The 24,447-nt window shown below is 64.7% G+C and carries 16 protein-coding genes; 13 read left to right on the plus strand and 3 right to left on the minus strand.

Annotated features, from left to right (window positions below):
• The first annotated feature begins 19 nt into the window (after positions 1-19).
• The 13 genes from IM733_RS21895 to IM733_RS21955 all read left to right on the plus strand — a co-directional run bounded on the left by IM733_RS21895 (position 20) and on the right by IM733_RS21955 (position 19,600).
• Positions 20-160 (plus strand): hypothetical protein, encoded by a 141-nt coding sequence (locus tag IM733_RS21895; RefSeq protein ID WP_011531912.1) that lies wholly within the window; start codon positions 20-22, stop codon positions 158-160.
• Positions 161-178: 18 nt separating this feature from the next.
• Positions 179-1,360 carry a type VI secretion system-associated FHA domain protein TagH gene (tagH, locus tag IM733_RS21900; RefSeq protein ID WP_248918431.1) on the plus strand — a complete coding sequence of 394 codons (1,182 nt, stop codon included), beginning with the start codon at positions 179-181 and terminating at the stop codon, positions 1,358-1,360.
• Between the two features lie 5 nt (positions 1,361-1,365).
• The gene (gene tssJ / locus IM733_RS21905) at positions 1,366-1,872 is read left to right on the plus strand and encodes a type VI secretion system lipoprotein TssJ (RefSeq protein WP_011531914.1); all 507 of its coding nucleotides are present in this window, start codon (positions 1,366-1,368) and stop codon (positions 1,870-1,872) included.
• The gene (tssK, locus tag IM733_RS21910) at positions 1,869-3,200 is read left to right on the plus strand and encodes a type VI secretion system baseplate subunit TssK (protein ID WP_011531915.1); all 1,332 of its coding nucleotides are present in this window, start codon (positions 1,869-1,871) and stop codon (positions 3,198-3,200) included. Before tssJ ends, tssK begins: the two co-directional genes overlap by 4 nt.
• A 2-nt stretch (positions 3,201-3,202) precedes the next feature.
• Complete coding sequence (icmH, locus tag IM733_RS21915) at positions 3,203-4,072, plus strand: type IVB secretion system protein IcmH/DotU (protein WP_248918432.1); 870 nt, start codon at positions 3,203-3,205, stop codon at positions 4,070-4,072.
• A gap of 14 nt (positions 4,073-4,086) precedes the next feature.
• Positions 4,087-7,614, plus strand: a complete 3,528-nt coding sequence (gene tssM / locus IM733_RS21920) for a type VI secretion system membrane subunit TssM (RefSeq protein ID WP_248918433.1) — start codon at positions 4,087-4,089, stop codon at positions 7,612-7,614.
• Entirely contained in the window at positions 7,614-8,342 is a 729-nt protein-coding gene (locus IM733_RS21925) for a PP2C family protein-serine/threonine phosphatase (RefSeq protein WP_248918434.1), read from the plus strand. The genes tssM and IM733_RS21925 overlap by 1 nt, the downstream gene beginning before the upstream one ends.
• The gene (locus IM733_RS21930) at positions 8,339-9,394 is read left to right on the plus strand and encodes a serine/threonine-protein kinase (protein ID WP_248918435.1); all 1,056 of its coding nucleotides are present in this window, start codon (positions 8,339-8,341) and stop codon (positions 9,392-9,394) included. The genes IM733_RS21925 and IM733_RS21930 overlap by 4 nt, the downstream gene beginning before the upstream one ends.
• Positions 9,395-9,880: 486 nt before the next feature.
• Positions 9,881-10,399, plus strand: a complete 519-nt coding sequence (locus tag IM733_RS21935) for an Hcp family type VI secretion system effector (protein WP_011531920.1) — start codon at positions 9,881-9,883, stop codon at positions 10,397-10,399.
• Positions 10,400-10,659: 260 nt separating this feature from the next.
• Positions 10,660-13,680 carry a type VI secretion system tip protein VgrG gene (locus tag IM733_RS21940; protein ID WP_248918436.1) on the plus strand — a complete coding sequence of 1,007 codons (3,021 nt, stop codon included), beginning with the start codon at positions 10,660-10,662 and terminating at the stop codon, positions 13,678-13,680.
• Complete coding sequence (locus IM733_RS21945; protein WP_248918437.1) at positions 13,677-18,368, plus strand: RHS repeat-associated core domain-containing protein; 4,692 nt, start codon at positions 13,677-13,679, stop codon at positions 18,366-18,368. The genes IM733_RS21940 and IM733_RS21945 overlap by 4 nt, the downstream gene beginning before the upstream one ends.
• On the plus strand, positions 18,369-19,013 hold the full coding sequence (locus IM733_RS21950) for an SMI1/KNR4 family protein (protein WP_248918438.1): 645 nt from the start codon (positions 18,369-18,371) through the stop codon (positions 19,011-19,013).
• 323 nt (positions 19,014-19,336) lie between these two features.
• Positions 19,337-19,600: a PAAR domain-containing protein gene (locus IM733_RS21955; protein WP_011531938.1), complete on the plus strand. Its 264-nt coding sequence runs from the start codon at positions 19,337-19,339 to the stop codon at positions 19,598-19,600.
• Between the two features lie 112 nt (positions 19,601-19,712).
• Here IM733_RS21955 and IM733_RS21960 read toward each other — a convergent pair whose 3' ends face one another.
• Genes IM733_RS21960 through IM733_RS21970 form a run of 3 tightly spaced genes read right to left on the minus strand, consistent with a single transcriptional unit; the run spans position 19,713 to position 24,376 of the window.
• Positions 19,713-21,092, minus strand: coding sequence for a TolC family outer membrane protein (locus IM733_RS21960; RefSeq protein ID WP_248918439.1), 1,380 nt, complete (start codon positions 21,090-21,092; stop codon positions 19,713-19,715).
• Positions 21,092-23,179 (minus strand): peptidase domain-containing ABC transporter, encoded by a 2,088-nt coding sequence (locus IM733_RS21965; RefSeq protein WP_248918440.1) that lies wholly within the window; start codon positions 23,177-23,179, stop codon positions 21,092-21,094. The genes IM733_RS21960 and IM733_RS21965 overlap by 1 nt, the downstream gene beginning before the upstream one ends.
• Positions 23,180-23,218: 39 nt before the next feature.
• Complete coding sequence (locus IM733_RS21970; protein WP_248918441.1) at positions 23,219-24,376, minus strand: cupin domain-containing protein; 1,158 nt, start codon at positions 24,374-24,376, stop codon at positions 23,219-23,221.
• Between the last annotated feature and the right edge of the window lie 71 nt (positions 24,377-24,447).

Genomic DNA, 24,447 nt, shown 5'->3' on the forward strand with positions numbered 1-24,447 from the left:
CGTACATGGAGTCGTTCCGATGTTTCACCGTCACTGGCGGGTCACGTTGCTGGCCCTGGTTACCGCGTTCGCCCTGGCAGGTTGCGGTGGCAACTACAAGTTCGACGACGACAGCTACCGCCCCCTGGGAGATCCCCAGGCCCTCAACCGTGGCAACTGAGCACAAGGAGCCCTGACCATGGAACTGGTTTTCGAACTGCTCGACAAACGCCAGCACGGCCGCACCGACTCGCCGACCAAGACCTTCGGCCGCGCCGGTGGCGAGATCGGCCGGGCCAAGGACTGCCACTGGTGCATCGAGGATGACAAACGCCACCTGTCCAGCCATCACGCCCAGGTCACCTACCAGAACGGCGGGTTCTTCCTGACTGACATCAGCAGCAACGGCGTGCGCCTGGCCAGCAGCGGCGCCCAGCTGCGCAAGGGCGAGCCGTACCGCATCGAGCAGGGCGCGGTGTACCGCCTGGGTGACATCGAAGTGCGCGCGCGGCTGATCGACAGCGAGCCAGGCATGGATGTCAGCCTGGGCATGCCGGGCGGCAACATCATCCCCGACGACGCCTTCCTCGAACTCGACCCGATCACCGCGCTGGACCAGGAAGAGTCCCGCCTGCAACCGATGGACGAGCTGGCGGCCATGGCCATGCCCGAGCCACCGGCTCGCCAGCGCGCCGACTACGCGCAGATCGACCGCGAAAGCCTGATCGTGCCGACCCTGGTGCCGGCCGTAGCCGCCGAGCCCGCGCCTGCGCCGGCCCCGCGCGAGCGCCGTGACGATGCCTTCTGGAAGCGCTTCGGCGCCGCCCTTGGCGTGGACCTGGACAACCTCGACGAGCAGGCCCGCGAAGACCTGGCGGTGCAGGCCGCCGGGCTGCTGCGCCACAGCATCGGCGGTTTGCAGCAGAGCCTGCGCACCCGCAGCGAGTTGAAGAACGAACTGCGCCTGTCGCTGACCACCCCGCAAGGTGCCAGCCGCAACCCGATCAAGGCGCCGCTGGAAGCCGATCAGGTGCTGGGCGAGCTACTCAAGCCGCGCCGTGGCGGGCAGATGTCCGCCGAGCAGGCGGTGTCGCAAGCCTTCCGCGACCTGCAGGCGCACCAGGTGGCCATGCTCGGCGCCAGCCGCCACGCGCTACGCAGCACCCTGGAGCACTTCGCCCCGGAACAGCTGGTATTGCAGTTCGAGCGCCAGGGCCGCAGAGGTCTGTTCGGTAGCCGCTGGAAATCCTACGTGCGCTACCACCAGGCCCTGATGGGCAACGAAGACTGGAGCGAGCGCCTGCTGGCCAAGGACTTCGCCCGAACCTACGAAGAGCAGGTGCGCCTGATCGCTTCCCTTCATCACGACCCGCAAGGATGATTTCCATGACTCGCATCACCCGCACGATGCTCAGGGCGACGTGGGCCCTGGCCACCTTGTCCTGGCTGGCCGGCTGCAGCGCCCTGTCGCCGTATTCGCACATGACCAAGCTCGACCTTACGCTGACCGCCACCGACCAGCTCAACCTGGACATCAATGGCCGGCCGTCGCCGGTGGTGGTCCGCCTGTTCGAACTCAAGCACCCGGTGGCCTTCGAAACCACCGATTTCTTCAGCCTCTACCAGCGCCCGAAAGAGGCCCTGTCGCCCGACATGGTGGCTAGCGAGGAGCATGAGCTGCGTCCGGGCGAGACCCTGACCCTCAAGCTCAGCATCGACCCCGACAGCCGCTTCGTCGGCATCATGGCCGCCTACCGCGACCTGGACCAGGCGCAGTGGCGCCGGGTCCAGGCGATCCGCGCCGGCGAGCGTGTGACCGCCAATTTCTACCTGGACCAGGCCGGTATCCACAATGGCGTGCCGGCAGTGGCACAAGCGGGTGAGCGCCCATGAATGTGCACAAGGTAGTCTGGCAGGAGGGGATGCTGTTGCGTCCCCAGCATTTCCAGCACAACGACCGCTACTACGACAGCCAGATGAAGACCCGCACCCAGCTGCTGGGCACCTACACCTGGGGTTTCATCAACCTGGAAATCGACCTGCAGTTCCTCAACATGGGCAAGCTGGTGATCAGCCGCGCCGCCGGCATCCTGCCCGACGGCAGCCTGTTCGAACTCGACGGCAGCAGCGAGCCGCTGGCCCTGGACGTGCCGCCGAACACCGGCGCCACGCCGATCTTCATGGCCCTGCCGCTGGTCACCGGCAACCACATCGAGGCGCGTCGCCCCGAGCAGTCCGACGTGCTGACCCGCTACACCACCTACGAGGTGGAGGTGTCCGACTCAAACGCCGGCGACGACAACAGCAGCCAGATCAACTGCGCGCGCCCCGACTTCCGCCTGCTGCTGGGCGAGCAGCAGACCGACCAGGCCTACGTGAAGCTCAAGGTCTGCGAGATCCTTGACACCTCGCCTGACGGGGTCATCAGCCTCGACCCGGATTTCGTGCCGACCTTCATCCGCACCCACTCCTCGGTGTACCTGCTGTCGTGCCTGAAGGAGGTCATCAGCATGCTGGCGCTGCGTGGCGACACCCTGGCCGAGCGCATCCGCTCCAACGGCAAGGTCGGTGGCGCCGAGGTCGGCGACTTCATGATGCTGCAGTTGATCAACCGTACCGAACTGCTGCTGCGCCATTACCTGAGCCTGGAGCAGGTGCACCCCGAAGAGCTGTACCGCACCTTCCTGATCATGCTGGGTGACCTGTCGACCTTCTCCAGCGACACCAAGCGCCCGCGCCTGGACGCCCGTTACCAGCACAGCGACCAGGGCGCGAGCTTCCGCAAGCTGATGGAGTCGATCCGCCAGGTGCTGTCGATGGTGCTCGAGCAGCACGCCATCGAGCTGGAACTGCAGCAGCGCCAGTACGGCATCCTGGTCTCGCCGCTGCACGACCCGGGCCTGCTCACCACCGCTTCGTTCGTGCTGGCGGCCAGCGCCAACTGCGAGTCCGAAGAGTTGCGCCAGCGCCTGCCGTCGCACCTGAAGGTCGGCCCGGTGGAACGCATTCGCCAACTGGTCAACCTGCACCTGCCGGGGCTCAAGGTCAAACCGTTGCCGGTGGCGCCGCGGCAGATCCCGTTCCACGCCAACAAGACCTACTTCATCGTCGAACTCGACGCCGCCGACCGCGCCAAGATGGATGGCTCTGGTGGCTTCGCCTTCCACGTCACCAGTGAGTTCTCCGATCTCGAACTGAAATTCTGGGCCATCAGGAACTGAGCATGAGCATGGACATGGATACCCCCCAGGACGACAAGACCGTCCTGTTCAACCAGGATGGCTCGGCTCCGGAAGGGCAGGCGCTCACCGCCCTGGGCGGTTCGGCGCGGGCCGAGCCGCTGGAGCAGCGCGTGGTCTATTCGGCGCGCCTGCCTTCCAGCGGCAGCTTCAGCGTCGGCCTCAACCCACTGGTGGCCGCCGCCGGCGAGCTGCTCTCGGAAGTGGTGCGGCTCAAGCACAGCGAAACCGCCGAGGACCTGGCCAACCTCAAGGAGCGACTGAGCGGCTGCATCCGCGCCTTCGAGGCCCGCACCCACTGCGAGGGCGTGGAGAACAGCCAGGTCACCGTGGCCCGCTACCTGCTGTGCACCGTGGTCGACGAGGCCGTGGTCACCACGCCCTGGGGCAACGAGAGCCAGTGGTCGCAGATGAGCCTGCTCAGCGCCTTCCACAACGAGACGTTCGGTGGCGAGAAGTTCTTCGCGTTGCTCGACCGCATGTCGAAGAACCCGGTCAAGCACCTGCCGATGCTCGAACTGATGTACCTGTGCCTGTCGCTGGGCTTCGAGGGCAAGTACCGGGTCATCGACCGCGGTATGTCCGAGCTGGAAGGCATTCGCGACGCGCTGTTCCGGCAGATCCGTCAGCTGCGTGGCGATGTGCCGCGTGAGCTGTCGCCGCGCTGGGAAGGCCTGGACCAGTTGCGCAACAGCCCGGTGCGCATCGTGCCGTGGTGGAGCGTGGCGCTGTTCACCCTGGTGTGCCTGGTGGTGATGTATTCCGGTTTCGCCTGGGTGCTGGGGGAACAGCGCGCGACCGTCCTGCAACCCTTCCAGACGCTTGAGCAGCCTGCGGCCCAAACGCGGCCGTGACACAAGGACCTGTGATGAAGAATTTTTTCAAGAAAGTCGGCGCTTTCCTCGCCAAGACCTGGGTCTGGAGCCTTTTGCTGGTGCTGGCCCTGGCCTTGCTGGTGTGGTTCGCCGGGCCGCTGCTGGCGGTGGCCGACAACAAGTTCTGGGAAGACGCCGCGGCGCGCCTGCTGACTATCAGCGTGCTGTTCCTGCTGTGGGGGCTGTGGATGGTGTTCGCCAGCTGGCGCGCCAACAACCGCAAGCAGGCGGAACTGGAGAGCGAGGACGGTCGCGAGCGCCTGGAGCGCGAGGAGCGCAAGGAAGAGGAGGGCAAGGAGATCAAGGCCCGCTTCAAGCACGCCTTGTCCACCCTCAAGCATTCGAGCCTCTACGGTGGCCGCAGCGAGCGCTGGCGCCGTGACCTGCCTTGGTACCTGGTGCTTGGTCCGCAGGGCGCGGGCAAGACCAGCCTGATCGACCATTCGGGCCTGGAGTTCCCGATCAACGCGCTGGAGCGCAAGCTCGCCCGTGATCCGTCCAATGGCGATTTCTGCGACTTCTACTTCGCCGAGCAAGCCGTGCTGGTGGATACCGCCGGGCGTTTCCTCAACCAGTCCGACAGCGAGATCGACGGTAACGCCTGGCGGGTGATGCTCGACCAACTGCGCCTGCGTCGGCGCAACCGCCCGCTCAACGGCGTGGTGGTCACCGTGCCGCTGGACACGCTGCTCGGCGGTGAGGCCGCGGTCAACGACCTGGCGCAGAAAGTCCGCTCGCGCTTGCAGGAGCTGCGCCAGCGCCTGCACGTCGAGGTGCCGGTGTACCTGGTGCTGAGCAAGACCGACCGCCTGCAAGGCTTCGACGCCTTCTTCGACCAGCAGTCGCGCGAAGAGAACGAACAGGTGTTCGGCATCACCTTCGGCAAGGGCCAGAACGGCGCCGACACCGAGCTGCTGGCCAAGGAATTCCAGGGCCTGCTGCAACGCCTCGGTGACCAGGTCACCCAGCGCATGCACCACGAGCGCAACACCCTGCGCCGGGCGCGGATCCTCGACTTCCCGCACCAACTGGGGCGCATTGGCGACCAGCTGTGCCTGTTCGTCGACGCCGCCTTTACCGGCAACCGCTACCAGCGCGCCAGCCAGCTGCGCGGCTTCTACCTGACCAGCGCGCCGCACCAGGCGCCGCAGGTGGACAGCGATAACGGCTTCCACCCTGGCCAGCCCGGGCGTGGCGCGCCACAGGGGCGCTCGCGTTTCATCCTGCAACTGTTCAGCCGGGTGATCTTCCCCGAGTACGACCTGGCCGGCCTCGACCAGCGCGAACGCCGGCGCATCCATTGGGGCCAGCGTGCCGTCTACCTCGGCGCCCTCGCGGCGCTGGCGCTGTTCGGCGTGCTCTGGGCCGGCAGTTTCTCCGGCAACCATGAACGCCTGGAACAGGTGCGTGAGCTGGGCCAGCAATGGCACCGCCAACACGTCGGCCTGGGTGTCCGCGACGACGCCCTGGCCGCGCTCAAGCCGCTGGACACCGCCTGGCAGGCTTCGCGCGTGTTCCCTGAGCGTGGCGACGCTTCGTGGCTGCACCGCGGTGGCCTGTACCAGGGCGTGCTGGCCAACGAGGTGCTGCAGCCGGCCTACCAGCGCGAGCTGGAAACCCTCCTGTTGCCACGGGTGGCGCAGATGGTCGAAGGGCAGATCCGCGGCAACCTGAAGAGCCGCGAGCGGCTGCTCAACAGCCTGCGCGCCTACCTGATGCTTGGCATGCCCGACCGCCGCGACCAGGGCTGGCTCAAAGACTGGGTGGCGGCCGGATGGTCGCAGCAGTACCCCGGCAACACCGCCGTGCAGGAAGGCCTGAACGCTCACTTCGGGCGCCTGCTCGAGCAGCCGTTCGCCTATCCGCTCAACGACGCCCTGGTGGCCCAGGCGCGCCAAGTGCTGCGCGCCGAATCCCTGGCCAGCGTGGTCTACCGGGTGCTGCGCGAACAAGCCCGCAGCCTGCCGGAGTACCGCCTGAGCCAGCAGCTCGGGCCGCAGGCCAGCCAGTTCGTCGGCATCGACTACCCGATCCCCGGCTTCTACACCTCCCAGGGTTACCAGCAGTATTTCTCGGTGCAGGGCGCCAACCTGGTCAACGACATCCTGCGCGACAACTGGGTGCTGGGCGAGGGCAGCGGCATCAGTGACATGGACATGCGCCGGCTGATGGTCGAGCTGGAGCAGCTGTACTTCCGCGACTACGCCAACTACTGGGGCGAGGCGATCAACCAGGTCGGCCTGATCCCGTTCAACGACGCGGGCGAAAGCGCCGACCAGCTGTCGGCGCTGACCGCCGCCAACTCGCCGCTGCTGTTGCTGCTCACCGAGGTGCGCGAGAACACCCGCTTCCCGGTGCTGGCGGAAACCCCGGACGAAGGCAACCAGGCGGCCGAGGCCGCGGCTGGCAAAGCCGCGGCCAAGAAGCTCGGCAAGGGCGGCGCGGCAGTGGCCGGCGCCGTGGCCGACAAGGCCCGCGATGCCCTGGCCAAGAAACCGCTGCCAGACACTGCGCGCATGGCCCTGCAACGGCGCTTCGAGCCGCTGCACCGGTTGCTCGACGATAACAACGGCCCGGGCCCCGACCTGGCGCCGACCATGCAGGCGCTCAACGACCTGCAGCAGCAGATGGCCGGCCTGGCCCGTTCCAACCAGGCCGAGGAAGCCTCGTACCAGATGGCCAAGGCGCGCATGTCGGGCCAGCGCGATGCCCTGAGCAGCCTGCGTAACGGCACCGCGCGCCTGCCACGGCCGGTAGCCGGCTGGTTCAACCTGCTGTCCGACGACATCTGGCGCATGGTGCTCAACGACACCTACAGCTACCTCAACCAGCGCTACCAGAGCGAGTTGTACAGCTTCTACGGCCGTGCCATCGAGTCGCGCTATCCGTTCAACGCCCATGGCACCAGCGACGTGGCGATCAGCGACTTCCGCGACTTCTTCAAGGCCCAGGGCGTGGCGGACCGCTTCTTCGACACCTACATGCGCCCGTTCGTCAGCGGTGAAGCCGGCACCTTCCGCCTGCGCAGCCTTGATGGCCAGAGCCTGCCGATGGCCAGGGCGTACCTGGAGCAGATGGGCGCGGCCCAGACCATCCGCCAGAGCTTCTTCGCGCAGAACCCGGAAGAGCCGCAGGTGCAGTTCAAACTCGAGCCGTACACCCTCGACCCGTCGGTGAGCCGCGCCGAGTTCCGCTTCGGCGACACGGTGATCGACTACCGCCACGGCCCGATCGTCTCCACCAGCCTGAAGTGGCCGACCGAAGCCCAGGACGGCAACAGCAGCCTGACCCTGGAGCAGCTCAACGGCCGCCCCATGGCGCTGGAGAAGAACGGTGGCCCGTGGTCGCTGTTCCGCCTGCTCGACCTGATGCAGACCGAGTACCTCAAGGGCCGCGACACCATGGTGCTCAAGGCCAACGTCGGCGGCATGCGCGCCAACTACCTGCTGACCAGCCAGCGTGCGCCGAACCCGTTCGACATGAACGTGCTGCGCGGCTTCCGCCTGCCAGGGGAGCTGTGATGCAGCCTGCCACCCCCTGGCGCAGCGCGGCGCGCACCGACCCGGGCAAGGTCCGTGCGCGTAACGAGGACGCCTTTCTTGACTGCCCGCAGCAGGGGCTGTGGGCAGTCGCCGATGGCATGGGCGGTCACGAGGCCGGCGATGTCGCCAGCCAGATGATCGTCGAGAGCCTGGCCGAACTGCCGGCCAGCAGCACGTTCGACGAGCGCGTGGTCGCCGTGCGCCAATGCCTGCACTGGATCAACCGGCGGCTCGGCCAGGAACTCACCGTGAGCGTCGAAGGCCAGGCGCGAATCATTGGCAGCACCGTGGTCACCCTGCTGCTCGAAGGTCGCCGTGGCGCCTGCGTGTGGGCGGGCGACAGTCGCTGCTACCTGTGGCGCGGCCAGCGGTTGTACCAACTGACTCGCGACCATTCGCTGCAGCAGCAATTGATCGACAAGGAACGTATGAGCGCCGAGCAGGCCCGCGTGCACCCCTCGGCGCGGGCCTTGACCCGCGCCGTGGGCGCCAGCGCCAGCCTGACCCTTGAAGTGCTGGAATTCGAGGCGCGCCCGGGTGATGTGTTCCTGCTGTGCAGTGATGGCTTGTATGACGGTGTGGAGAGCGGTGGCCTGGGCCACGCGCTGGACCTGGGCTCGCCTGGCGAGGCCCTGCAACGCCTGTTCGAAACCGCCCTGGGCGGCTCGGCGAAAGACAACCTGACCGCAGTGGTGATCCACCGATGAACCTTGGCAGCGGCGACGCGCTGGATGTGCTCGACGCACTCGAGCAGGACAGTGAGTCGACCTATTTCGCATTCAACCAGGCCACCGCGCCCGAGCCTGCCCGCACCGGCAAGGGCCGGCGCAAACGGCGTGGCAAGGGGCGGGCGCCCACCGCGCAGGCCCCGGCCGCCACCCCGGCGCGGGCGCTGCCACCGTTGCCCGACGTGCTCGCCGGGCGCTACCGCCTGGAGCGCCTGCTCGGCGCAGGCGGCATGGGCCGGGTGTACCGCGCCCGCGATCTGCTGCAGGAGCGCTTCGGCGACCCGCAGCCGCTGCTGGCGCTGAAACTGATGAGCGACCAGTTGGCCACCGCCCCGGACGCCAACGCCCTGCTGTTCAACGAGTACGCCCTCACCAGCCGCCTGCGCCACCCCAACTTGGTACGCCTGCAGGGCTTCGCCGTCGACCCGGAGAGCGACCGTGGCTTTATCACCATGGAGCTGATGCGCGGTACCTCCCTCGACCGCCTGCTCTGCGACCAGCCGATGGGCCTGGCCTGGGAGCAGGTGCGCGAGATCGCCGTGCCGTTGCTCGATGTGCTCGCCTGCGTGCACGGCCAGGGCGTGGTGCATGGCGACCTCAAGCCCAGCAACGTGATGCTCACCGACGACGGCCTGCGCCTGTTCGACTTCGGCTTGGGCATGGCCCTGGAAGGCCCGCTGGCCGGTCTGCCGCACCTGAGCCATGGCCGCTTCGAGGCCTGGACCCCGGCTTATGCCGCGCCGGAGCTGTTCGAAGGCGGCACCCCGAGCACCGCCAGCGACCTGTATGCGGTGGCCTGCGTGCTGTACGAACTGGTCACCGGCCGTCACCCGTTCGACCGCGTGCTGTCGCTCAAGGCCCGCGAGCAGGGTCTGCAGCATGCGCTGCGGGTGCCGGAGAACATGCCGGCCAAGGCCTGGGCGGCGTTGCGCACGGCGCTGACCTTCGACCCCGGGCAGCGCAGCATCGGCGCCGCGCAGCTGCGCGATGCCTTTGCCGCGCGCGGCTTCTGGTCAAGGTTCGGCAAGTGAGTAACCCACGGTTGGCATGGGTTCGATACGGAGCATGGCACCGGCTTCGCCGGTGTTCGCCGGCAAGCCGGCTCCTACGGGTACCCAGAACCAGCACCGTACCTGTAGGAGCCAGCTTGCTGGCGAAGAGGCCGGCCTAATCAATACAACGCTATTGGTTCCACTGTTTTTGGTTTTTGACTTCTCAGTCAACTGCGCAAGAAGTTGCGCACTCAAATGTGGATAAGTGTGTGGATAGTTCGATGCAGGCCTTGGTACTCGTCATGTACAGACGACTGCGCAACTTTTTGCCACCACTGCGCAAGAAGTTGCGCAACTTTTGAATGGCTCAGGTTGAAAAAGACACTCAAATGGATGTGCATACTTTGTAAGTATCTGATTTTGATGGATAAATAAAAACTGGCACGCCGTTTGTATTACCTAGTCGCCCCGAGGTGGCAAATTCCTGCCACCCGGCGACTATTTTCCAAGCAAGGAGAGCGACACATGGCAACTCCCGCCTACATGGCCGTCACCGGCGAAAAACAAGGTCTGATCACCGCTGGCGCCTTCACCGCCGACTCGGTGGGCAACACCTACCAGGAAGGCCACGAAGACCAGGTCATGGTCCAGGGCTTCGAACACGAAGTGATCATCCCGCGTGACCCGCAGTCCGGCCAACCGACCGGCCAGCGCGTGCACAAGCCGGTGAAGATCACCAAGGTCTTCGACAAGGCCTCGCCGCTGCTGCTGGCCGCCCTGACCTCGGGCGAGCGCATGACCAAGGTCGAGATCAAGTGGTACCGCACCTCGGCCCAGGGCACCCAAGAGCACTACTACACCACCGTCCTGGAAGACGCGATCATCGTCGACATCAAGGACTACATGCACAACTGCCAGGACCCGGCCAACGCCCACTTCACCCACCTGGAAGACGTGTACTTCACCTACCGCAAGATCACCTGGACCCACGAAGTGTCCGGTACTTCCGGTTCCGACGACTGGCGCGCGCCGGTCGCAGGCTAAGGCCTGGGGGCTCTGGGCGATCGACGCTAGCGTTGCATCGCCCATGAGATCGAGCGCCGCCCGCGCGGCGCATCGCGGATGAATCCGCTCCTACAGCGGTTGCAACGTGCCACACCTGTGAGGCCATGGTTGCCCGCCTGATTGGCCCGACGCGATGTTTCGGCTGCCGCTTGCCTGTAGGAGCGGATTTATCCGCGATGCGCCGCATGAGCGGCGCCCGATCCCGAGGTCGTTCCACCACCCAAGAAAGAGGGACAAGGATGTTTGCCGCCGCCGACCAGACCCATTTCAGCTTGCACATCGACGGCCTGGAGCACGACTTCCAGGTACTCGCCTTCGACGGCAGCGAAGCCATCAGCCAGGTGTACGCCATCGACCTGGAACTGGTCAGCGAGCACCCCTCGCGGGACCTGGAAAGCCTGCTGCACAAGCCCGCGTTCCTCCAGCTCGGTGACGACGGCCGCGGCCTGCACGGCCTGATCTACCGCGCCGCGCAAGGCGAGGCCGGCAAGCGCCTGACCCGTTACCAGGTCACCCTGCGCCCGCAACTGGCCTACCTGGCCCACCGCATCAACCAGCGCATGTTCCAACAGATGAACGTGCCGAAGATCATCGCCCAGGTGCTGGAGGAGCACGGCATCCTCGCCAACGCCTACCAGTTCCAGCTGGGCGCCGTGTACCCGGAGCGTGAGTACTGCGTGCAGTACGACGAGTCCAACCTGCAGTTCGTCCAGCGCCTGTGCGAAGAAGAAGGCATCCACTACCACTTCCGCCACAGCGCCGACGGCCACCAACTGGTGTTCGGCGACGACCAGACCGTGTTCCGCAAGCTGGCCCCGGTGGCCTACCAGCAGGACGCCGGGCTGGTGGCCGACACGCCGATGATCAAGCGCTTCGGCCTGCGCGTGGAGACCCGCACCAGCAGCGTCACCCGCCGCGACTACGACTTCAAGAAACCGCTGATCCAGCTCGAAGGCGAGTCGGTCAGCCACGCCGAGCCCGAGCTCGAAGACTACGACTACCCCGGGCGCTTCCTCGACCGCGCCCGCGGCAAGCACCTGGCCACCCGCGCCCTGGAGCGCCACCGCAGCGACTTCCGCCTGGCCGAAGGGCGCAGCGACCAGCCGTTGCTGGCCAGCGGGCATTTCCTGACCCTCAGCGCGCACCCCAACGCCGCCTGGAACGACCTCTGGCTGCTCACCGAGGTGCAGCACCAGGGCCGCCAGCCCCAGGTGCTGGAAGAAGTCATCACCAGCGACGTCGACGCCAAGTACGACGGCTTCCAGCAGGGCTACCGCAATTTCTTCAGCGCCACCCCGTGGGACGCCACCTACCGCCCCCCCCTCGAGCACCCCAAGCCACGCATCCTCGGCACCCAGCGCGCCGTGGTCAGCGGCCCGGCCGGCGAAGAGATCTACTGCGACGAATACGGCCGCATCAAGGTGCAGTTCTTCTGGGACCGCGAAGGCCGCTCGGACGACAAGTCCAGCGTGTGGATGCGCGTGGCCTCCGGCTGGGCCGGGCAGGGCATCGCCAGCCTGCAGCTGCCCCGGGTCGGCATGGAAGTGCTGGTCAGCTTCCTCGAAGGTGACCCCGACCAGCCCCTGGTGACCGGCTGCCTGTACCACGGCGTGAACATGCCGCACTACAAGCTGCCCGACCTGAAGACCCTGGCCACGATCAAGAGCAAGGAATACAAGGGCAGCCGCAACAACGAACTGCGCATCGACGACACCACCAGCGAAATCAGCATCGCCCTGCGCAGCGACCACGGCGCCAGTGCGCTGAACCTCGGTTATCTCACCCATCCACGTCCATCGGGCGGCGCCCCACGCGGTGAAGGCTTCGAGCTGCGCACCGACCGCCACGGCGCCGTGCGCGCCGCCGGTGGCCTGCTGATCACCACCGAGCCCCGCGCCAACGAAGCCAAGCATCACAAGGACCTGCCCGAAACCGCCGAACGCCTGGCCACCGCCAGCGAGCAGCAGGACAGCCTGGCCGAACTGGCCAAGCAGATGCAGGCTCAGGAGCCCGGCGACCAGGACGCCGTGGCCAAGCGCCTGCACGAGCAGCACCAGGGCATCCTCGGCAGCGGCCCGGTCAACCAGAGCGCCAACGAATTCCCCGAATTCGCCCAGCCGCACTTGGTGCTGTCGAGCCCGGCCGGCATTGCCCTGACCACCCCCGGCCCGGCACACCTGTCCACCGGCGAACACTTGGCCCTGAGCAGCACCGGCCACACCAGCCTGTCGATCGGCAAGCGCCTGCTGGCCAGCGCCAGCCAGGGCATGCGCCTGTTCGTGCAGAGCCTGGGCTGGAAGCTGGTGTCGGCCTCCGGCGACATCGACATCCGCGCCCTCAAGGACAACATCAACCTGCTGGCCAAGCTCGACATCACCGCCAACGCCGACCGCATCGTGCTCACCGCCAAGACCGAGCTGGTGATCCAGGGCGGCGGCAGCGCCACCACCTACAACGCCGGTGGCATCACCCACGTCACCAGCGCCAACTACACCGCCCACGCCGCGCAGTTCGCCCACATCGGCGCCGCCAGCAAGGCCGGCACCTTCCCCGAACCACCGAAACCCGGCAAGGGCGACCTGGAGCTGCTGTACCAGTACGCCAACAGCAAGGGCGTGAAGACCGGCGACTACGACGTCATCGACGCCCTGGGCAAATCGATCAAGGGCAAGCTCGACGGCAACGGTTTCAACCAGGCCAGCGGCGCCGCCGCCGGCCCGCTGTGGGTCGACTTCGGCCTGGACCCGGCCGACACCTGGGCCGAGGGCAGCCACTTCGGCGCCGGCGACTGGCCACCCAAGCCCAGCTTCGCCGACATCGCCCCCGGCCAGCAGGCCGTGGTCGGCGAGGTACTCAGCGGCGGCAAGGGCGCAGAGGGGTTGCTGGGCAAGGGCCTGGCACTGGCACAGCAAGGCATGGACAAGGGCAAGGGACTGATGCAGAACGCGATGGCACAAGGAAAATCGATGGCCCAGGGCCTGATGGGCCCCGGCGGCAACGGCCTGCTGGAACAGGGCAAGGCCCTGGCCGGCACGGGCATGCAACTGGCGAAAAGCGGCCAGGCCGCCTTGCAGAAGGCGCAACAGGTCAAGGCCGCCGTCGGCGGCGACACCGGCGCCATGGCCCAGCTGGCCAGCAACGTGGTGCCCGGCGCCGCGCCCACGCTCAAGGCCGCCAGCGCGCTCAAGCAACTGCCGAGCCTGCCCAAGCTCAGCGCCCCGGTGAACCCGGCCAAGCTGAACCATGAGGTGCTGGCATGACCGACGCCAAGAAACGCGAACCCCAGGTCGCCGTCGCCCCGCTCAACACCATCGACGCCAAGGACGTCGGCCGTGGCGCCGCCGCCTTCGATGCCTGGCTGCAATCGGTCAGCGGCGGCTACGTCACCCTCGAACGGATCAAGACCGTGGCCGGCGCGCTGCCGGTGGTGGGCAACATCATGGCCCTGGTCGACGCCCTGGGCGACGTGGTGACCCTGGTCAAGAGCAAGAACCGCCAGCTGCTCGACTGGGTGAGCCTGGGCATCAACCTGATCGGCGTGCTGCCGGCGCCACCGACCATGGCCGCGGCGCGCATGAGCCTGCGCCCGACCCTGTTCCTGGTGCGCCAGGAGCTGCGCAACAGCGCCAAGATGCTACTGGGCGATTCGCTGATCCAGGTGCTGATCGGCCATCTCAACGCCACCATCGCCGGGACCATCGACGATTTCGTAGCCAAGGCCCAACCGAAGATCGCCAGCATTCTGGCCGACGCCGGTGCGCTGGGCACCAAGATGACCAGCGAGATCGCCACCGGCCTTGAAAAAGTGGTCAAGGGCCAGCTTGATGCCAAGGGCGACCGCGCAGCCGCCAGCAAACAGATGTCCGCCGCCGCCGACAAGTTGCTCAACGACCCCAAGGCGGCCTTCAGCAACTTCTTCGGTGCGGTGCACAGCGCCTACAAGGCCGCCGGTAAAGGGCTGGCCAACAGCGCCACGAGCAAGCTGCTGCCGGATCAGATCAAAGCCAAGGTCTTGGCCAACACCAGTCAACTACGCGCGCTGGGACCGGAGATGGCCCGACAGTTTGCCAAGCTGGCGGACCCTGCGACGCAGATGAGCATCGGCTGGATGCTGACGGTGCTGGGCGGGGCGGTGAAGGGCTTCCGCAAGCGCAACAAGAACGGGCAGTCAGGGGTGAGCAAGCCGGGGACGGTGACGCAGGTTTCGCGTGAGAAAGGTAAAGGCGAGCTGGCGGCCTCAAGTGCCCAGGCCAAGGCCAAGCAAACACCAAGCCCCGTAGAGCCCAGCTGCCCTATCCCGAGACCGACCCCAAAATCCACCACCAAGCGCAGTATCAGCTTTGCCTTAGGCTCGGAATTCATCATCCACACGGATTTCAGTCTGCCCGGTGCATTCCCGATTGAGTGGCAGCGCATCTACCACTCGCGGCTGGCCGAGTACGACAAGGGCTGTCTGGGCGCACGCTGGGCCACCGAATTCACCACCCGCATCGACGTGGTTGGCAAGGGGCTGCTGTTCCATGACTTCGATGGCCGTAGTCATGAGTTCGAACTGCCCAAGGTCGGCAAGTCCTTGTTCAACGCCATCGAAGACCTGCTTTTGGTGCGTCGCAGCGAAAGCGAGCTGGTGATCTGCCGTGGCTTCGTGCGCAAGGAGTACTACCTGCGTGTGGGAGATCGCTACTACCTGCGCAAGATCCTGCTGCAGAACGACGCGGGCTGCATGCTGCACTACGAACATCACCACGAGGGGCGTCCGGTACTGTCGGACATCATCACCTTCCAGGGGGATGTGAAGGATGTGCTGCGCCACCTCGGTACGCTGATCGATGAGCAGGGGCATATCACCGGGCTGTGGGAAATGCGCGATGGCCAGCCACTGCGCCAGCTGTGCGCCTACCATTACGATGATCAGGGCGACCTGATCGCCGCCCAGGACGAGCATGGCGCCGCCCGGCACTACCAGTACCAGAATCACCTGGTGACCCGTTACACCGACCGTACTGGTCGTGGCATGAACCTGCAGTGGGACGGTAGCGCGTTCGACGCCAAGGCCATCCGCGAATGGGCTGATGACGGCAGCTACGACACCCGCCTGGAGTGGGACGAGAACATTCGCCTCACCTACGTCACCGATGCCCATGGCCAGGAGACCTGGTACTACTACGACATCCTCGGCCACCTGTACCGTGTGCGTTACCCGGATGAACGCTCGGAATGGATTTTCCGTGACGAGCGCAAGAAGGTGGTGCGTCACGTTCATACCGATGGCACCGAAGACCGCTACGACTATGACGAACAAGGCAGTGTCATTCGCCATATCCGCGCCGATCACAGCCAGGTCCACATCGCCTATGACGACCGTCGTCATCCGATCAAGATTCGCGACGCCGAAGGCGGCTTGTGGCTGCGTGACTACGACCAGAAGGGCAACCTGGTCGAGACCACCGATCCATTGGGCAACAAGACCGAGTACGCCTACACCCCTTCGGGCCTGATCAAGGCGATCAAGGACGCCAACGGCAACGAGAAGAAGCTGGCTTACAACGCGGCGGACCAGTTGATCGAGTACACGGATTGCTCGGGCAAGGCCCGCCAGTGGGCATACGATGACCTCGGTCAGATGGTGTTGTTCACCGATGCAGCGGGCAACAAGACCGTTTACGAGTACCGAGCCGGGCAATTGTGCAAAGTCATTCGCCCGGACAACGCCGAAGAAGGTTTCGAGCGTGATGCCGAAGGCCGCCTGTTGGCTCATGTGGATGCGCTGGATCGCTGCACGACATGGACCTATACCGCCGCTGGGTTGCTTTGTGAACGTGTGGATGCGACCGAGCACACCTTGCGTTATCGCTGGGACAAGCTGGGGCGGTTGACGGGGCTGGAAAACGGGAACGAAAGCAAGGCGAGTTTCCTGTACGACCCTGTCGGCCGTTTGCTGGAGAAAACGGGTTTCGATGGTTTGGTGACGCGCTACCAGTACCATCTGGAGAGCGGCAATCTAGCCAGTACTCAAGTGGGGCAGCGCCGTACAGAGGTCGTTTTCGATGCATTGGGGCGTGTCATTTCGCGGGTCGCCATGCTCGCGGGCCAGCGTCAGGAAGAGTCGTTCTCCTACGATGGCAACGGCAATCTGGTCCAGGCGGTCAACGCCGCCAGTAAACTGCAATGGTTCCACGACGAGGCGGGCAATCTGACCCGCGAGCACCAGTATTACCTCGGTACCGAGGTGCCGATGGTCGCAGTCTGGCAGCACGAGTACGACGCGCTGAACCTGCGCACCGTGACGATCCGCCCCGATGGGCACAAGGTCAGCGTGCTCACCTACGGCAGCGGCCACGTGCTGGGCATGACTCTCGATCAGCATGAGTTGCTGGCCTACGAGCGCGATGACCTGCACCGTGAAGTGGTGCGCCATCAGGGCAACCAGTTGATGCAGACCCAGGCCTGGGACCCGGCAGGGCGGCTGCAGGAGCAGTTGCTGGCAAGCCAAGATGGCCAATCCATGCTGCTCAAGCGGCAGTATCAATACGATGCGGTCGGCCAACTGACGGATATTCATGACACCCGCCGTGGCCACCTGGCCTATCAATACGATCCTGTGGGGCGTCTTCTGCAAGCCACCAGCCGGCTTGGTATCGAGACCTTCGCTTTCGACCCCGCTGGCAACTTGCTCAACGACAAGACCCAGCAGCTCAACCGTCCGCTGGAAAGCGACCTGCGCCGTAACAAGCTGATGGACAACCTGTTGCGTGAATACGCCGGGACTCATTACCAGTACGACGAACGTGGCAATCTGATCCATCGCTTGCGTAACGGCGAACATGCCCACTTAGGCTGGGATCTATTCGACCGCTTGGCGCGCTACGACGATGGCAAGCTTAGTGTGGTTTACAGCTACGACGCCCTGGGTCGTCGTTTGCACAAGCATTCCACTGCCAAGCACCAAGATGATCCACGTGCGGGTAGCGGCTGGAACGAAACGCAGCGGGCCAAGCGACAACGAGAATTGGGCTGTGGTTACACCTTGTATGGGTGGGATGGCAATACGCTCGCTTGGGAGAGTTCACCGCCGCAGGATGAGGGTGATACTGGGCGGACGGTGCATTACCTGTATGAACCGGGCAGCTTTGTGCCGGTGGCCCAGGCGTTGCGCAAGCAAGCGATCCGGTTGCTGCGACAACCGGACTGGAGCGAGCGTGACTACAGCATCGATGACGATCCCCTGTGGCAGTGCGAGGTTAAGCCCCAGCCGTTAGATGCCTTGGCCTGGTACCAGTGTGACCGGATTGGCACACCGATGGAGCTGACTGGGCCTGACGGTGAAATGGCCTGGGCCGCGCAGTACAAGGCGTGGGGCGAGGTTCGTGAGGAGCGCTCGGCCTGGGCCAAGCAAAATGGCTTGAGCAATCCAATTCGATTCCAAGGCCAGTACCACGATCATGAAACCGGCCTGCACTACAATCGACACCGTTACTATGATCCGGCGGTTGGCCGTTTCATCAGTCAGGACCCAATAGGGTTTACCGGTGGATTGAACCTCTACCAGTACGCCCCTAACCCTACCGGATGGGTGGATCCACTTGGTTTGACACCCAAGTCTACATGTGGGTTAGATGACAGCATTCCAGTGGTCGAGGTTAGCAGGAGCCGTTACCCAGAGTCTGCCAAGCACATTGAGGACGCGCAGGCTGCCGGGCATCCGTCCGTGCTGACGATTGATCGAGAGGGGGCGAAGGATAATCGCAGGGAATCGCTCAAAGGTGTCGATACCGTTCCAGGGCATGATCGTGATGAATACCCCCCAGCGATGTTTACCGAAGGGGGCGCGGGCGCCTCGATTCGCCATATCACGTCCTCTGACAACCGAGGAGCGGGATCCTGCTTTGGCGCGCAATGTCGGCCTTATGCCAACGGGACGCAAGTTAGGTTTGAGGTAGTTGATTAGATGAAAGAAAAACTGGAAAAACTCCTGTCAATCGGTAGTCAGGCACTGGGTGACCCGGTCATGGCATCACTGCCCTTTCTTTCCAAGGCAGGAGAGGGCAGAGGGGCTGAGCTTGAAGCGCTGCTGAAGCACAAGAATGGCTTCTATGCCTTTGCGGGCGCTTTGCACGTCTTGCCGGCTAGCCACAGACACGTAGAGACGGGCGTTACACTGGAAGCCTGGAACTCGCCGGCTTTATGGCGCTCGGGATACGGTTTGAATGGCAATGACATCGTGTTCTTTGCCGAAGACTTGTTCGGGATTCAGTTCTGCCTTTACGGCAATGAGGTTCTGAGTTTCGATCCCGAGACGGCGAAGTTCTCATTCTTTGCCGACAGTCTCGAGGAGTGGGCCTCCAAGATCCTGGCGGATTACGACTATGTCACTGGATATTCACTGGGCCATGCATGGCAAACAAAGAATGGCGCATTGGAGCAAGGCTACAGGTTGTTGCCAAAAGTGCCGTTTGTACTGGGTGGCAAGTTTGAGGCCGACAACCTGTACGCTTGTGATGCAACGGAAGGCATGAAGATGAGGGGCGAGCTGGCTCAGAAAATCAAAGACTTGCCTGATGGTGCGGAGTTGAAATTGCAAGTCGGTGATTGACACGCGGTCCATCCAACGGTTTCCACTAGGGCCAGTCCGTCGTTCTCATACAGGGCTCCCAACGGTCGATTCGACTGGCCGGCCCCTATTGGGGCCGGTCGGCTCGTAATTGCGTGTCATCAGCAAATGACGGGAACAAAGACCGATGAGCTCGAACAGCGGCGTTCACAGTGCAGTGGCTTAAGCACGCGTGTGTACTCGTCACGCAATTGATCGCGATAGAGATTTCAAACGGATTGACAGCCTAATAGCCTCCAATCCCTCGCCATTTCAGGTTTTCATCATCGGCAGCGACGCCTCCCCTTTGACACGGAGTTCACCCCATGAAAGACATCATCCGCCTTGGCGATTCCACCACCCACGGTGGCAAGGTGCTCGGCTCCTTCGGCAACACCAACGTCAACGGCAAGCCTATCGCCGGTGTCGGGCATATGGTCAGCTGCCCGCTGTGCAAGGGCGTGTTCCCGATTGTCGAGGGCAGCGCCACCTACAACGTCGACGGCACGCCGGTGGCCCTCGACGGGCACAAGACCGCTTGCGGCGCGGCGTTGATTGCCAGTGGGCCGAAGAGTGGTGTGGCCAGCTGAGGTTGGCCAGCAGGTACGACACATAGCCTCTGGGCACATTTCCTCTAGTGCAGGCCGGCTTTGCCGGGGTTCGCCGGCAAGCTGGTTCCTACGGGGGCGGTGATGCCCTGGGTCAGCGCAACCCTGTAGGAGCGGGTTTACCCGCGAAAGCGTCGGAAGCTTCACCCTTGTATTCGCGGGCAAGCGGTGAGCCGAGCAGTCGGTTGACCTCATGCAGGTCGCTTTCCATCAGGCCGCCCACGGCTGCCTTCAAGCGCAGTTGAGCCTGCAAGGTGTCGTAGCGCGCTCGGGACAGCTGTTGCACGATGTCGGTGAAACGCCCCTGGGCTTCCAGCACGTCGATGCTGACGCGCACCCCCACCCGGTACCCCAGCCGGTTGGCCTCCAACGCCGACCTGGCCGAGATTCTCGCCGCCTCCAGCGCCTGCACCTGGGCCCTGCCATCGAGTACGCCCAGCCAGGCTTCACGCACCTGCAACTGCGCGGTGCGCTTGGCTTCCTCGTACTGGGCCTCGCCCTGGGCACTCAATGCCTGGGCCTGGCGCACCGCTGAACTGGGGCGGCCACCCGCATACAGCGGCAGGCTCAGGCGCAGGCTGACACTGGTAAGGTCGCTGCGCGCGGCGCTGATGTTCGGCTGCTGCTGCACACCTTGGCTTGCCACCAGGTCGAGCGTGGGCAGGTGCTCGGCCTTGCGGCTGCGTACTTCGTTCTGTGCGATGGCCAGGCGCAAGGCTTGCGTCTGGACTTCGTAGGCGTCCTGCTGCGCCGCAGCCAACCAGGCGTCGATATCGGTGGGGAGCGGTGGGGCCAGACTCACGCCCTCGCGCAGGCCCAGCAGGGGCCCAGGTGTTCGGCCGATGATCCGCGCCAGTAGGTGGCGGGCCAGTTCGACCTGGCTGCCGGCCTTGATCGATGCAGCCAGGGCCGCGTCGGCGCTGGCTTGTGCCTCGTGTACATCGGCGATGCTGACGTTGCCCAGCTCGAAATGCTTGCGGGCGCTGGCCAGTTGCTGGATATCGGCGGCATGTTGCTGGCGCAAGGCATCCACGCTCGCCTCCGCGCTCAGGATCGCGAAGTACGCCTCGGCCACGCGCAGCAGCAGCGCCTGGCGCGCTTCGTGGTAACGGCTGATGGCCAGGGCGGTCTGCTGGCTGCCTTGCTGGTACTGCACCCAGCTCTTCCAGCGGAACAGCGGTTGCACCAGTTGGAGGCTGTAGGTCTGGCTCTGGCGGCGATAGGTTATTGCCTCGTTGTCGAGCTGGTACTGGGTGCGGTTCCAGGCGTTCTGCGCCTGCAGGGACAGTTCGGGCAGCAGGCCGGCGCGAGCTTGTACTTCGGCTTCCATGCCGGCCTGGTGTTCGGCCTGGGCCGCCGACCATTGCTGGTCGTTGAGCAGGGCGTCCTGGTAAATGCTGAGCAGGTCGTCGGCCTGGGTGGGCAGCGCCAGGCACCCCAGGGCCAAGGCGAGCAGGCGTGCGGCAAGGGGCATCAGGCAGGCTCCGGCAGGGCTGCGCGCCGCCAGTCCTCGATGATCGCTCCTTTCTCCAGGCGAACTACACGGCTGGCCAGGGCAATGGTTTCCTGGCGATGGGCGATGCTGACGCGGGTCATGCGCATGCGTTGCATGACTTTCGCCACGCATTGCTCACTGTGCAGGTCCAGGTGGCTGGTGGCTTCGTCCAGGGCCAGGATCTTCGGTTGCCTGTACAGCGCCCGGGCCAGCAGCAGGCGTTGCCGCTGGCCACCGGACAGGCCGCTGCCCATCTCCGCCACCAGAGTCTGGTAGCCCATGGGCATCTGGCTGATCGTGTCGTGGATATGGGCATGCCGCGCCGCTGTTTCGATCCCGCCCTGATCGGCGTGGGGATCGAAACAGGCGATGTTCTCGGCGAGGGAGCCGGCCAGCAGATGGTCATCCTGCATCACTGCTCCCACCAAGCTGCGCAACCCCTCGACCCCCAGTTGGCGCACCGGGATGTCGCCGATCCGTATTTCACCTTCGCTGGGTTGCAGCAGGCCGAGCATCAGCTTGAACAGCGTGGACTTGCCGCAACCCGATGCGCCGATGATCGCCAGTGAGTCGCCGGCGGCAATGGTCAGGGACAGGTTGCGCAGGATCCATGGCTCGCCCTCGGCATAGCGGAAGGAAACATCCCGGAACTCCAGGCAGGGCTCGATGCGCTGCACGTCGGTTTCCAACTGCGCCCTCGGCTCGGCGGGTTCCAGGGCGATATCCGCCAGGCGCTCGGCATGCAGCGACAGCATCCTGATCTCGACCCCCAGGTCGATCAGCTTGCTGGCGCGCCCGGTGAACTGGCTCTTGTAGGCCAGGAAGGCGAGCAACATGCCCAGCGACAACCCGCCCTCCAGCACCGCCAGGCCGCCGACATACAGCAGCAACATGCCTTCGATGCCAAAGATCAGGGTATTGAGGCTGGCGAATGCCAGCAGCATCTTCTGGGTGGCGACATCGCGGTTCTGCACATCGGCCAGCAGGTTCTGCCAGGTGGCCAGACGCGCCGAGGTCATGTTGAACAGCTTCAGAGGCATGACCGTGCGGATGGTTTCGAGGAAGTACGAGTTCTCCCGGGCGGCCAGCACGATTCGCTCTTCCGAGGCATTGCGCAGGGGGTGGTAGAAGGCCAGGCGCAGGGCCGCGTACAGCAGCACCGCCACCCCCACGATGCCGGTCAGCGTGGTGCTGTACAGCAGCATCATCCCCAGGGTAATGAAGGTGACCAGGCCATCCAGCACCACGGTGACGGCGCCATTGGTGAACACCGTGCGAATGGCCGCCAGCGACTGGAAACGCGCGGTGATGTCCCCCAGTTGGCGCTTTTCGAAGAACGGCCATGGCAGGCGCAACAGGTGGCTGAAGAGGTTTCCCGACCATTGCAGGGCCAGTTGCTGGTTAAGGCGCAGGTTCATCCAGCCCCGGGCCATGCGCAGGGCAAAGTCGACCAGCAGCAACAGGCACCCCCCCATCACGGCCAGCAGCAGCAGGTGGCGGTCGGCGGAAACCAGCGCTCCGTCGACCACCCATTGCGTCACTTGGGGCGAGAGCAGCGCCACCACCTCCAGCGCCAGGGCCAGCACCAGGATGTTGCCCAGTGCGCGCTTGAGCCCCTGCACCCGGCCGGTCAATGCCCTCAGCCGCAGTCGGGGTTTGTGCTGGGCGGGCACGAATTCGGCATTGGGTGAAAGTTCCAGGGCTACCCCGGTGAAGTGCCGGGAGGCTTCCTCCAAGGTGACCACCAGGCGACCACGGGCCGGGTCGAGTATCACCAGGCGGCCAGCCTTGAATGCCTCCAGTACCACGAAATGGTTCAGGTTCCAGTGCAGGATGCAGGGGGTACGCAGCTGGCGGATTTCCTCCAGCTCAAGGCGCAAAGGCCGGCAGGTGAACGCCAGGTGCTGGGCATGGCGGATCAGCTGCGCCAGGCTGGTGCCCTTGCTTGAAACGGCAAAGCGCCGGCGCAGGGTCGCCAGGTCCAGATGTAGGCCATGGGCGGCGGCGATCATCACCAGGCAGGCCAGGCCGCACTCCTGGCTTTCGGCCTGCAGGGTCACACGCATGCTTCAGGCTCCGGCTTTATCAGGCAGGACATGGCCAATTCAGGGGCGGATCAGTTCGAGGATGTCCTGTCGGCAGAGCTCGAACACCAGCGTTCGCAGTTTCGTCGGGTCAAGCTCGGGCAGTGCGGTTGTCAGTTGCTGCACGGTAATGCCGGGTGAGTGCTCGATCTGGCGCACCAGGCGCAACGCCGTTTCGTCGAGCTGGAGTCGGGTACCGTTGGCGATCAGGTGGTTGCGGGCCACGGACAGGGTGTTGTTGGCCGCCAGCCGTAGCACCGAGTCGTCGGGCAGTTGGTTGACGGTGCTGTTACCGAAAACGTCGATGGCCAGCGGCGTCTCGACACGTTGGGCCGCGTCGAACTGTTCCATGAAATGTTGATAGTGGGCTGGGTCGCTGATCAGCCCTGCGAGATGCGAGGCCAGCAACGACAGGGTTTCGCTGTCCTGCTCGAAGGTGCTCATCGCCTGCCGCGCCGCGGCCAGCTCCGGCAGCTTCTGCAGGGACCATTGCACATAGTCCAGGGTGTTGGCCGGGAATGTGCCGACGGAGAGGTGGAAGGTTTCCTCCTCGAAGGGCAGCGGGTTGTGCCACCAGCCTCGTGGCAGGTACAGGACGTCGCCGGGCTCGAGGACGATGTCCATGCACGGTTCGGCGGGGCAGGGGTAGTCCTGTTCCAGGTCCTTGCTCTGCTGCATGTACAGCGGGTCGGTGAAACTGGGTTCGTAGATGATCCAGCGTTTGCGCCCCATCAACTGGATGGCAAAGATGTCGCGGGTGTCCCAATGGGTCTGGAAGGAGGCCTGGCGGCCGAATGCGGCGTATGCGCTGCTGACGGTCTGCCGACCGGTGAGCTGCGCCACCTGGCGGGCAAACCCATGGACCTTGGGTTCGTTGACGATCTTGTTGGCGATCAGCGTTGCACCGTTTTTCATGCGCTCATAGACCGCCGACTTGTTCAGGCGGTGCCGGACCATGCCGACGTCATGGAAGCTATCGATGTACTCGTGCTTGGGCACCAGGCCGTTGTGCAGGATCTTGAAGTCGGGGGACTCGACATTGTTGCGCGTGATGATCTGGTTGGCGTCAGCCCAGGAGAAATTGGCTGAGGGTGTGAATGCTTGTTTTATGAAGAGCGGTTTCTTGCCTTGATAGTGTTCGGCAAATGCTTGCTTTGAGACTTTGAAATCAATGATCACGACGCACTCTAAATAACAATTGTGTTGGGCAGGGCTGTCCAGGCTGGATTTGGCTTTAAGTGGGTGTAGGT

It is taken from the genome of Pseudomonas entomophila (assembly GCF_023277925.1).
Taxonomy (GTDB): Bacteria; Pseudomonadota; Gammaproteobacteria; order Pseudomonadales; family Pseudomonadaceae; genus Aquipseudomonas; species Aquipseudomonas entomophila_D.